The sequence below is a fragment of the Pseudomonas sp. Pseusp11 genome (genome assembly GCF_047304405.1).
Taxonomy (GTDB): domain Bacteria; phylum Pseudomonadota; class Gammaproteobacteria; order Pseudomonadales; family Pseudomonadaceae; genus Aquipseudomonas.
In genome coordinates this window covers 12348-23855 of record NZ_JBGLZF010000011.1, presented here as the reverse complement: position 1 = coordinate 23855, position 11508 = coordinate 12348, and the positions used below count along the sequence as shown (strand labels likewise).

Here is an 11508-nt window from a genome sequence, read left to right as displayed (position 1 = left end):
CATTTGACCAGGCAAAGGAGTGTTCAGATGGTCAGGACATTAATGCTGTTGATCGCCGCGGGCATGCTGGCGGCTTGCGGGAGTAACCCGAAAGCCACGCCGGAGCCCGCGCCATCCGCGTCGGATAAAGGCTGCTACCAGGCTGACTGGCAAGCGGAAACCAACCCGGTGATCAACAAGCGGTCCGGGCCCGATGGCCTGGACAAATACGAGACACAGACCCCGGCCAAGGAACATGGCTGCCCTTGACGGGTCTGACTCTTTACTCAGGGCTGGCGGCATGCGCCGTCAGTCGAGGAACATGGATGAAAGGTTTTATCGCCGTTTCGGCGCTGGTATTGCTGGCAGGTTGTTCGAATTTCGACCTGTTCAAGCCTGCCGAATCAACGGACAACTGGACCACCTGGACCTGCGACAGCCAGGCCAAAGTGCTCTGGCGCTACACTGACGTGAGCCGCAAGGCAGTCGATGTTCGCCTGGGCGGCGCCGATCAGGTCTACCGCCTGAAGCTTGAACCGGGCGCCGAAGGTTCGCTGTACAGCAACGACATGCTGGCGTTTCACGTAAAAGGTGAGGAAGGCCTGGTGTACTGGGTCGCCACCAATGATTTGATCGGCCGCGGTTGTAAAGCGCAGTAACAACGCCGATCGCAGGACTATTGTTGTGGCGAGGGAGCTTGCTCCCGCTGGAGCGCGAAGCGGTCCCAAAGCCAGTCGATTTGGTGTTTCAGAAGGACCGAGTCGACGGGTTTACGACTGCTTCGCAGCCGAACGCGAGCAAGCTCGCTCGCCACAGGTTCTTCGTTACGCACAGGTTTTTGTTGCACCGAATTCGCAGCCCGGGCCAACCCCCGATCTGCAATAACTTGAATAGCCGCCGCCGCTACGGCAGGCTGGCACGATTAACGACCCTCAACCGGGAGAGACACACACAATGGCACTTATCAGCATGCGCCAGATGCTGGACCACGCAGCCGAGTTCGGCTACGGCGTTCCAGCCTTCAACGTCAACAACCTTGAGCAGATGCGCGCCATCATGGAAGCCGCTGACAAGACTGACTCCCCGGTGATCGTCCAGGCTTCGGCCGGTGCTCGCAAATACGCAGGCGCCCCGTTCCTGCGTCACCTGATCCTGGCGGCCATCGAAGAATTCCCGCACATCCCGGTGTGCATGCACCAGGACCACGGCACCAGCCCTGACGTCTGCCAGCGCTCCATTCAACTGGGCTTCAGCTCGGTCATGATGGACGGCTCCCTGGGCGAAGACGGCAAGACCCCGACCGACTACGAGTACAACGTTCGCGTTACCCAACAAACCGTGGCCATGGCTCACGCCTGCGGCGTATCGGTGGAAGGCGAGCTGGGCTGCCTGGGTTCGCTGGAAACCGGCATGGCCGGTGAAGAAGACGGCATCGGCGCCGAAGGCGTTCTGGATCACAGCCAAATGCTGACCGACCCGGAAGAAGCCGCGGACTTCGTCAAGAAGACCCAGGTCGACGCCCTGGCCATCGCCATCGGCACCAGCCACGGCGCCTACAAGTTCACCAAGCCACCTACCGGCGACGTGCTGGCCATCGACCGCATCAAGGAAATCCACAAGCGCATCCCGAACACCCACCTGGTAATGCACGGTTCGTCTTCGGTTCCGCAAGAGTGGCTGGCGATCATCAACCAGTACGGCGGCGACATCAAAGAAACCTACGGCGTACCGGTTGAAGAAATCGTCGAAGGCATCAAGCACGGCGTGCGCAAGGTCAACATCGACACCGACCTGCGTTTGGCGTCCACCGGTGCGATGCGTCGCCTGATGGCCACCAATCCGAGCGAGTTTGATCCGCGTAAGTTCTTTGGCGCGACTGTTACTGCTATGCGTGACGTGTGTATTGCGCGTTATGAGCAGTTTGGTACTGCCGGTAATGCTTCGAAGATCAAGCCGATCTCGTTGGAAGCGATGTTCCAGCGTTACCTGAAAGGTGAGTTGAACGCTAAGGTTAACTAAACCTTAGAATTTGACCCGTGTTGTGAAGAACCCGCCGAGAGGCGGGTTTTTTTCTGGGCGGGGATTTTTGCGCGCAATAACTACCCAAAAGTCATAGAAAATGGCGCTGTCGCTTGCTCAATGGCACTGACCACATGAGGCGCCTGTTCCCGATACTCAGGATAGCGTTCAAGTACTGTTTCAACCGAGGCAAGCAATTGCTGAATGCGCTCCTGAGGTCGCTCGATCTCACAGGTGTGCGCAAACTCAAGCAGTCCTTGCCGTGAGGCAAACATTGACTTGTTGCCCGCCAGATCCAAAGCCAAAACATCTTCCGGAATATAGGCCGTGGTGTTAACGATGTCGTAGGCCGGCGCCAGGCGTGCATCGCGTTGCGTAGGATCGGAATAGAGCAATCCGAAGTTTTTCAAATGAGCGTCGCCATTCCCGACAATACAGCTCAGGGCAACGCTATCGAAGAGCTGATCAAGGGATGTGCGTAAATGTTTAGTCGGGCAGAACACACGAATAGCCTTGGCGATTGCCGCATAGCTCTTGCTGTACTTCTGGTTAGCCGATAGGCCCATCAACACCGCCATGTCTTCAAATCCAATTGGGTTGAGCTGGTCGTCGCGATCAAAGCGACGCATGACAAACAGCCTGGCATTATCGGAAAGGTAAAACGGTGGAACGGGAATACCGGCCTCCTTCGCAATGGACATGCAAAGGAACTCGTTGATTGCCAGACCGGGAAATTCGTCTCGGCCACTTTTGATAATCAGGTCCGAGGTTTTCGATGTCACCCGTGGCAATCCGGTTTCCAGGCGTTCCGGTACCAACACTTTGGGTTGAACGCCGGAAATGCCGGCACGCAGGATGTAGCGATCAAGAATGTCAGCGAAGATATCTTCCGTGCCGTCCCATGTCAGAATCTCTTCGAGTTTCTCCCCCGGAAATTGTTGCTCCTCCAGCAAGGCGTCAACCGTTTCAGACCGCACTTGCACCCTGCCAATGGGCGAAGTGCTGCCGGAAAGCGCCAGCAAAAGCATCGGATCGACATTCACGGTCTTGGCCAATCGATTGCGCAGTTGCTCCAATACATAGCCTTCCGGCAGATTCATCTGAAAAACAGGATGGAGTTCGCGCCGACGAAACTCGTCATGCCTTACTGGCATCGACAAGCTGATAGCCATTTCTGGCGATGCATCTTCGTGATAACGGAATGTGAAGTCTTCGGCATCGCTGAAAAGCCTGCCGCTACGCCCCTCGGGCGTGCTGACTTTGAGAGAGGACATCTTCATTCGAATAAATCCCCAAGCTCTTCAAGGGTCGGCATAGCAGCTGGAACGACAGCAAGCTCACAATCCAGAGCGCCAAGGACGCGCGCATAGGCGATCATGCCGACAGACAGAGTACCTTTCTCTACTGCGATGACTTTGTATCGTGTCAGCCCCGCGAGGTCGGCAAGCTGTGCTTGCGTCAGACCGCGATTTATACGTTTTTCGCGTATTTGGTTGCCAAGACGGCTGATCAACAGAAAATAATCCATGTTCCGATTCCGTAACATTTATAGCTAAATGTAGCGTATACGCAACATTTTATCTACGTCGTATTTAAGTCCACGGCCATCGGCGACACAGGGATCGTAGAGCGTCAAGAACCCACCAACGCATCCCGAACACCCACCTGGTGATGCACGGTTCCTCTTCGGCTCCGCAAGAGTGGCTGGCGATCATCAACCAGTACGGCGGCGACATCAAAGAAACCTACGGCGTACCGGTTGAAGAAATCGTCGAAGGCATCAAGCACGGCGTGCGCAAGGTCAACATCGACACCGACCTGCGTTTGGCGTCCACCGGTGCGATGCGTCGCCTGATGGCCACCAATCCGAGCGAGTTTGATCCGCGTAAGTTCTTTGGCGCGACTGTGACGGCGATGCGTGATGTGTGTATCGCGCGTTATGAGCAGTTTGGTACTGCCGGTAATGCTTCGAAGATCAAGCCGATTTCGTTGGAAGCGATGTTCCAGCGTTACCTGAAAGGCGAGTTGAACGCTAAGGTTAACTGAGCCTGAGCGTTAAGCTGCGTTGAATAAGAAACCCGCCGAGAGGCGGGTTTTTTTTGGGTGGAGATTTACACGGCGCTGCTTATGCTCGGCGAATCAAATGTCACCTATAACGGACATTTGTAAAGCTTGAGGTGGAAAAGTCCGATATAGGTGACATCGATCTTGTTTTAGCGGTTCGATTTCTCGTCAAGCCCACCCTGCTCAATCACCCGAAACACATCGGGGTGTAGGACGGGGGCTTTCCCCCATTCGGCGGAGTAGCCGTCGTGAACCGGGCGGTGCGGTGTGTCCGAGGAATTGGGTGGCAGGGCGGTGCAGGCTGTCTCATCACCGCTTGATCCACACGGGTTCAGGCACAACTCGGTCGTAGCCAATGAAGAGGAAACGGGTTCAACCGATCAGGTTGAGTCAAAGGGCAAACTCTGCGGTTGAACACTGCAGAGTGCGGTGGCTTTTAACCTTGACTTGAGACCGGCTAATGGGTGTCCCCTTTTGTTGACCCCGTTTATTATTATGTTTGCTCTGCTATCGCAAAAGCGTATAAAAAACTATCAATTATTACAGGTGAATGAGCAGTTGTAGGCGGCTATCATTTAAATCAACGAGTCATGTGATGGCGTGATAATGTAAAGCGCAATGTTTTTACTTGGCTCGTTTACTAATCACCCAGAATGGGAATATGACTATGGAACTGTCAAGTACCGGAAAAGCGTCGGCGATTTTTGCAGCGTTTTTTGCTATTATTACAACTTCTGCTGCTAATGCTGACCCCGATCCACAATGCTATGATCGAGTGGATAGTTACACTGATCGTGGAAAAGTGACGGAGTACAATCGCAAGACTATCCATGTAGATGTCAAATGGCCAAACCCTCTAAAGTCTGGAAGCGAAGTGGAGTTTGATGCAGGCGGCTCAACTGTTCCAAGCGGGAAAATGGAATCCGAGTGGACTAGTATGAATCCAGATTTTAAGCTCATTTCAGGGTCTAAAGCTGATGCAGTTAAAAAATATAAGGTTCCAGATCGGGATGTTGAGAGAGACCTTAATGGGAAGTTCCAAGTAACCGATATCCACTGTGGCTTTAACAAGGAGATTTTTCTTGTGCTGAAAGTGATACCTTAATTTTAATATGATTAATGGGTGTCCTGTTTGTTTGCAAAGACGACTTAAAAACTGTTATTTCTTACAGGTGTAGGTGCGTTTGAATAGCGCTATGCTCTATCGTGCACCAAAAAAATACAATAGGTCGTAAAAATAAATCCGTCCCCTCGTCCGCCTTTCGTCCTCTGTCCCCTTTCGTCCTCTTTCGTCCTTAAGAGAATAGATTATGACCAAGAAAAACACAGTTTTGGAAGGTATCTACCAAAGTAAGGATGCGGTAAATGGCAGTTATCGCACCCTTTTTATAAATTCTGCCGAATATGATTCAGGAAGAATGGAAGGTTTTCTTGTACCTTCTGGATCTATGAAGCCCCATGATCTGAAATTCGCCTTGTCGGACGCCTGGTACGGCTTTAAAACTCCGAGGTCAAGTGGCATTACTGTGAACTTTTCTGTAGAGAATACTCGTTATACGTTGCAGTCGGATGATGAGTCTTATAATAGGCTTCATGGATCGATGTCTGTTGATGGAACGAACGTAGGCACATGTGTTTTTGCGAAACCTCATACGTAATCAGAGTGGCAAGTGTCTAGTATTGGAATAAGTTTATATCGGTTTCACCCAAACGCCCGATGCATTGCATTGGGCGTTTGGTATTCTGCGCCCAGCATGGGCGCAATCTTGTGGGTGAAGGTCCCGCTGTAAGCTAAAAAAAGAAAAGGGGACAGATTTATTTAATCGCCCCAGCGCTTCTATTCGAGTTGCTTCGCAGGCCTGCCTCGCGCTCGATGCGATATTCGCAATCCAGTGATTTTCTCTATCTCATCTGTAAATCGAGGATTCCCCGTCAATTGTCCACGCTGGAGGGCGCCTCTGATCAGCTGCAACTCTGTAGACGGAATCGTCTGCTCCATAAATGAGGTGTAGCGAGCAAGGCGCTCGGTGTGAGTTTTACCGAGTTCAGTGAAGCAAAGATCTTCATCCAGCCAATGATTTTCTGCCGTTTCGTTGAGGCGCAGGTGCAAGCTCGACCAAGGGTAATCCTGTGCATGCTGAACCATTTGCGCTCGCACCGGATTTAGCTCGATGTATCGACTACAAGCCAGCAAATAGGTGTCGGTTTGAACCACGCTGGATTTGTATCGACTCTCCCACAAGGTACCGGAGCGCCCCTCCAGCTTGTTGCGATAGCGCGTCATGCGACCTGCCAGGCCTTTCATCAATTGTCCGAGACTCGCGACGGAGTCTCCTGGTGCGAGTAATAGATGGACATGATTGGTCATCAAGCAGAAGGCATAGACTTTGACGTTGTATAGCGCTTTGAGCTCTCGCAGATCTTCGAGGTAACGCTGGAAGTCATTCGGCTCGGCGAACACAACCTGCCTGTTGTGGCCTCGTTGCACGACATGATGCGGATAATTGGGTAAAACAACGCGTCCCATTCTGGGCATATATCCTCCTACCTCCTTGTAGTGATCGGTGCAGCATAGCAGTAGAGAATCGATTAAATAAATCTGTCCTTTGTTTGTTTTTGTGTTGCGTTCTTTGTTCGTTTGTTTTCTTGTTTTCTTATAGCAAAGACGACTTAGAAACTGTTATTTCTTGCAGGTGTAGGTGCGTTTGAATAGCGCTATGCTCTATCGTGTACCAAAAAATACAAAGAGGTCGAAGAGGTCGTAAAAATAAATCTGTCCCCTTTGTCCCACCTTTATAACGGACTAAAGGATAGAAAAATGCCATGGCAACCTTATGTGGAATCTCTGACAAGCTCGGGCTCAGTAGCACAAGCGGCGATAGGCGGACTTGACGGAAAAATATGGATCAATTCACCCGGATTCAACATTTCCGGCGACGAAATCTCGGCAATACTGGCAGGGTTTAAAGACCCTAATATTTTACAAAAGTCTGGAATAATTGTTAATGGGGTGAAATATCTATACCTACAATCCGATGATAGCCAGATGCAAGGAAAAAAAGATGTTACTGGTATTTCTGTCGCGAAAAGCTCTAGATCTGTAGTTATTGGCACATATATCTCTAATATGCAGCCTGGCAATGCACGAGCGCAAGTTGAAAGAATACGAGATCATCTCTCAAGTATCGGGTATTGATTTTGCGCGGATTAGTTGGTTTGTTGTAGGTATAATTGATAGCACTAAAAATGAATGGCGCTTACTAAGACGATTAAAGGGGCAGATTTATTTAATCGTCTAACCTCAATCTCTTGAACCGCCCGGTGCCGGTTGGTGTGGCAGGGGAACGGCCTGTGAGAGCCGTCCCCTATGCCGATTGGAGGCAAGTTTGCTCGCCTTGCACCAACCGAGCCGCGATTACTCCTTCGGTTCGACGTGATCCAGCGCCTGATTCACCGCCAGTTCACCGAGCATGACCACTTGGGCAATGCCCAGCAGGGTCTTGCGATGTGAGGTTTCCAGCAGCGCGGCGAAATTATTGAGCATGAGGGTGGCCGAGCCGAGTGTTTCGCTGGCGTTGGCCAGCAGGGATTCGGTGTTGTACTTCGGATTGGCGAGGTACATGGGCTCGGGTTCGTGGGTGGTGGCCATGATTTTGGCGGCCGGGTTGAGGTAGTGGTCGAGGGCGCGTTCGGCGGCTTCGTGGAATTTTTTTGAATCGGGGGATTCGTAGGGGGATGCCGGGTCTGTGACCGGCGGATGCGGCGTTGATTTAGTCATTTGCTCGAAACCTGATTGGAGTGCCCCTCTCTGGCTACTAATCAAAGTGGAGGCAACTGTACGCAGGTTAGTAGACCGGGGTTTCGAGCAAGCCGGCGCACCCGAAGGTGCCCTGCGCACAGTTACCATCAAGCGCAGGAATCGAAATCCCTGACTGACAGATGCTTGTGCACCAAGCTCGAAACCACGGGCTACTAAACCCGATCACTGCGAATCAGTGACACGAATCAAGTTACCGATGGGCCTCAAAGCGCACAAGCCGGCGGATTCTGGCGTACCTGTAGGCGGTGACGCAAGCCGTTGTAGGCCTCATGAAGTAACGCTGAGTGTCTTTAAACGTGGGCGTTTAAGTGGGGGCTGATGCCGGTCAGTGAAGAGATGGAGGTGGACATAAAGAACCTGTGGCGAGGGAGCTTGCTCCCGCTGGGCCGCGAAGCGGCCCCCAAAAAGAGGGTCTGCTGCGCAGCCCAACGGGAGCAAGCTCCCTCGCCACAAAGGGTGGATTCCTGCGGTCTTTCAGGGATTACGTATCGTGATCGATATCCAGCTTGCTGAACGTCACTTCCCCGCCTTCAGTGGTGTACCCGGTGTTGTCCTGCACATAAGCCCCGGCCTTGAAGTACAGCTGCTTATCACGCCACATCGCGCTGATGTCGGTGTCCCACTGGTAGCCCGCCGCGCTGATGCCTAATGCACCGCCGGGGCTGAGGTGGATGAAGTAGGAGAATTCCTGATCGAGTTTCACGCCGGTGGCGATGGTGATGACCCGAGGGGTGTCGTCGTCGGGGTGCATGCGGACTTTGGCGACGATGTTGCCGGTCGCGCTGGAGGTTTTGTATTGATATTCGACCTTCACCATCGGCTTCTGGCTGTTGTAGGCATGGATCTGGCCAATAACGATCTTGCCCGAGCTGGGCACCTTATTGATCGCGAGGGTCGCACGCAGGGAATTGTCGGCGTCAGGGTAATACCAGTTTTTCAGCGTGCCGTTACTGTAGGTTTCGCGCAGTTCGGTGCGAGGGTAGACCGCGTTTTCAGTGCGGGTGCCGGTGACCGGGGCCCAGAAAAACAAGGTGCCGGTGTCGGAGTGGAAGTATTGATCCTTGAAGCCGTCCACCAGCTTGGTGGTTTCGACAGTGTACGGCGGGCTGCCGACGGGAACGCTGAGGTTCCAGGTTGCGAGATCGATCATAATTCAAGCTTCCACATTTTTTACTGCACGCGCGTACCAGAAGCTCTAGCCCGCGCCTTCGGGGGGGGTCTTTATAAGCGTAGAAAAGATCTTTGTTAATGCCCGTTCGGCAAATGGTTGACGCCAACATCCTGTCGAAATGCCATCTTTCCCGGTTTCCGGGGGCTGTAGGACTTACCGTTAGTCGGCTTCTAAAGCTTTGTCTAAATGCTGGCCCACTGACAGCTTCTGCTTTAAGGGATCCGGGTCTAGAGTGAAGTCGCAATAGGTGACCGGTTTTAACAAAAGGCCGGCCTGACGCCCCGAACAAGAGATGCAGCATGGAATGCGCACAATCTAAGCCAGCTGAAGGCAACTCAATCCTGTTAATTGTTGATGATTACCCTGAAAACCTGATCAGCATGCGCGCGTTATTACAGCGCCAGGATTGGCAGGTCATGACCGCGGCTTCCGGTTTTGAAGCCCTTGGCCTGTTACTCGAACACGATGTCGACCTGGTGCTGCTGGATGTGCAGATGCCGGGTATGGACGGTTTTGAAGTGGCGCGCTTGATGCGCGGCAGCCAGCGAACCCGTCTTACGCCAATCATTTTTCTTACCGCCAACGAACAGTCCCAGGACGCTGTGATCAAGGGTTACGCCAGTGGCGCAGTGGATTACCTGTTCAAACCGTTCGACCCGCAAATACTCAAACCCAAAGTCCAGGCGTTGCTCGAGCACCAGCGTAATCGCCGTGCCTTGCAGCGGTTGAGCCATGATCTGGAAGTCGCCCGGGCCTTCAATGCCTCGGTGCTGGATAACGCCGCCGAAGGCATTCTGGTGGTGGGCGAGGACGGGTTGATTCGCTTCGCCAACCCGGCGATGTCGCGTCTGCTCAATGCCACGGTGTATGACCTGCAAGGCAAAGAGTTTCTGGATTTCCTGCAAAAACCGCACATTCCGATCTGGGCCGATTCCGAGTTGTTTGCCGGTTACAAACGCGGTGAAACCCTGCGCTTGCACGATGCGCTGCTGCGTACCGCGCCCGGCCAGCAAGTGCCGGTGGCGTTGTCTTGCGCGCCTTTGCCCGCCGAACAACATGCGATGGTGGTGACGGTGCTGGACATGTCGGTGGTGCGCCATCTGCATCAGCAGTTGGAGTTCCAGGCGGTGACCGACCCGCTGACCGGGCTGCTCAATCGCCGGGGTTTCTACCAGACCGTTGAAAACCTGCTGCTGCGCGGCGAACGTTCCGACAGCACTTGGGTGCTGTTGTACCTGGACCTCGACGGCTTCAAGCGGGTCAATGATTCCCTCGGCCACGATGCCGGCGACCGGGTGCTGCGTTGGGTGTCCGAGCAGTTGAAGGCGTGCCTGCGGCCCTTCGATATTCTGGCGCGGATGGGGGGCGATGAGTTCACTGCGTTGCTGGATCTTGAGCTCCCCGAGCAGGCGGCAAAGATTGCCGAGAAGCTCATCGAGCGGGTGTCGATCTGTCAGCAGATCGAAGGCATGGACATCGCCTTGGGTGCCAGCATCGGCATCGCCACTTATCCCGATTGCGGGTCTAATCTGGACGGGCTGATGCGCGCCTCCGACATTGCCATGTACGAAGCCAAGCGCGCCGGGCGTCAGCAATATCGCTTCTACGATCACGAAATGAACGGCCGGGCACGCTCGCGGCTGATGCTTGAAGAGAGCGTGCGCACGGCCATCGAGAACCGCGATTTCAACCTGGTGTATCAGCCCCAGGTGGCGATTGCCGATGGGCAGATCCGCGGGTTCGAAGCGTTGTTGCGCTGGCAGCATCCGAGTGTCGGCGATGTACCGCCGGGGCTGTTTTTGCCGTTGTTGGAAGAGGCGCGGTTGATCAGTCGCCTGGGTAGCTGGATTTATCATCGCGGGGCCAAACAGCGCAAAGCCTGGGAAACCTTGTTTGCCGAAGATCTGGTGCTGGGCGTCAGCTTGAGCAGCACCCAATTCGGGTTGCCCAACCTGGTCACCGAGCTGCGTCAGGTGCTGGAGCGCCATGGCCTGAGGCCGCAGCAGCTGGAAGTCGAGGTCACGGAAGAGGCCTTGATGTCTAACCCCGACGAGACCCGCAAACAACTGCGTTTGCTGCGCAATCTGGGGGTGCGGGTGGCGCTGGATGACTTCGGCTCCGGGGCTTGTTCGCTGGCGCATTTGCGCGACCTGGAACTGGACACGCTCAAGCTCGACCGGCATTTGATCGCCCGGTTGCCGGGGTCTGAACGGGATGCGGCGCTGGCACGCAGTGTCATTGATTTGTGCAACCGGTTAGGGCTGCTGGTGATCGCCGAAGGGGTTGAAACGGTGGCGCAATATGAGTGGCTGCAAGCCAACGGTTGCCAGTATGTGCAGGGTTTCCTGGTGGCGCGGCCGTTGATGGCCGAGGACACCGGTCACTTTGTCGAGCCGTTCGACTGGGGCGCGCTGACGAGTTGAATTCGCTACACTGGCGACCTTTTCGTGATGCG

At 54.0% G+C, this 11508-nt stretch carries 12 protein-coding genes and 1 pseudogene; 8 read left to right on the top strand and 5 right to left on the bottom strand.

All coding sequences use genetic code 11. The annotated features are described in order from the left end of the window. Positions 1-27: 27 nt before the first annotated feature. From ACCC96_RS11155 to fba, 3 genes are all read left to right on the top strand, one after another. Positions 28-249 carry a hypothetical protein gene (locus ACCC96_RS11155; protein ID WP_019580652.1) on the top strand — a complete coding sequence of 74 codons (222 nt, stop codon included), beginning with the start codon at positions 28-30 and terminating at the stop codon, positions 247-249. 56 nt (positions 250-305) lie between these two features. Continuing rightward, complete coding sequence (locus ACCC96_RS11150) at positions 306-638, top strand: MliC family protein (RefSeq protein WP_019650258.1); 333 nt, start codon at positions 306-308, stop codon at positions 636-638. A 295-nt stretch (positions 639-933) separates the two neighbouring features. Beyond that, positions 934-1998, top strand: a complete 1065-nt coding sequence (gene fba, locus ACCC96_RS11145) for a class II fructose-bisphosphate aldolase (protein ID WP_018928755.1) — start codon at positions 934-936, stop codon at positions 1996-1998. Between the two features lie 80 nt (positions 1999-2078). Here the strand turns inward: fba and ACCC96_RS11140 are convergent, their stop codons facing one another. Next, positions 2079-3278: a type II toxin-antitoxin system HipA family toxin gene (locus ACCC96_RS11140; RefSeq protein ID WP_413695834.1), complete on the bottom strand. Its 1200-nt coding sequence runs from the start codon at positions 3276-3278 to the stop codon at positions 2079-2081. Next, positions 3275-3526: a helix-turn-helix domain-containing protein gene (locus ACCC96_RS11135; protein WP_064620880.1), complete on the bottom strand. Its 252-nt coding sequence runs from the start codon at positions 3524-3526 to the stop codon at positions 3275-3277. Before ACCC96_RS11135 ends, ACCC96_RS11140 begins: the two co-directional genes overlap by 4 nt. Before the next feature lie 110 nt (positions 3527-3636). Here ACCC96_RS11135 and ACCC96_RS11130 point away from each other — a divergent pair. The 3 genes and pseudogenes from ACCC96_RS11130 to ACCC96_RS11120 all read left to right on the top strand — a co-directional run. Then, a pseudogene (locus tag ACCC96_RS11130) lies at positions 3637-4044 on the top strand (class II fructose-bisphosphate aldolase); the annotation flags it as partial. A gap of 679 nt (positions 4045-4723) precedes the next feature. Further along, positions 4724-5167 (top strand): hypothetical protein, encoded by a 444-nt coding sequence (locus tag ACCC96_RS11125; RefSeq protein ID WP_413695833.1) that lies wholly within the window; start codon positions 4724-4726, stop codon positions 5165-5167. A 205-nt stretch (positions 5168-5372) separates the two neighbouring features. Continuing rightward, a complete protein-coding gene (locus tag ACCC96_RS11120) occupies positions 5373-5720 on the top strand; it encodes a hypothetical protein (protein ID WP_413695832.1) in 348 nt (115 codons plus the stop codon). Positions 5721-5899: 179 nt separating this feature from the next. Here ACCC96_RS11120 and ACCC96_RS11115 read toward each other — a convergent pair whose 3' ends face one another. Next, a complete protein-coding gene (locus ACCC96_RS11115; protein WP_413695831.1) occupies positions 5900-6598 on the bottom strand; it encodes a transposase in 699 nt (232 codons plus the stop codon). Between the two features lie 282 nt (positions 6599-6880). Here ACCC96_RS11115 and ACCC96_RS11110 point away from each other — a divergent pair, with 282 nt between their 5' ends. After that, positions 6881-7258 (top strand): profilin, encoded by a 378-nt coding sequence (locus tag ACCC96_RS11110; protein ID WP_413695830.1) that lies wholly within the window; start codon positions 6881-6883, stop codon positions 7256-7258. Between the two features lie 219 nt (positions 7259-7477). On the opposite strand, the gene ACCC96_RS11105 is transcribed toward ACCC96_RS11110, so the two are convergent. After that, a complete protein-coding gene (locus ACCC96_RS11105) occupies positions 7478-7840 on the bottom strand; it encodes a DUF6124 family protein (protein ID WP_413695829.1) in 363 nt (120 codons plus the stop codon). A gap of 523 nt (positions 7841-8363) precedes the next feature. Further along, complete coding sequence (locus ACCC96_RS11100) at positions 8364-9032, bottom strand: polysaccharide lyase family 7 protein (protein ID WP_413695828.1); 669 nt, start codon at positions 9030-9032, stop codon at positions 8364-8366. A gap of 320 nt (positions 9033-9352) precedes the next feature. On the opposite strand from ACCC96_RS11100, the gene ACCC96_RS11095 reads away from it, so the two are divergent. Beyond that, positions 9353-11476 carry a putative bifunctional diguanylate cyclase/phosphodiesterase gene (locus ACCC96_RS11095; protein ID WP_413695827.1) on the top strand — a complete coding sequence of 708 codons (2124 nt, stop codon included), beginning with the start codon at positions 9353-9355 and terminating at the stop codon, positions 11474-11476. Positions 11477-11508: the final 32 nt, after the last annotated feature.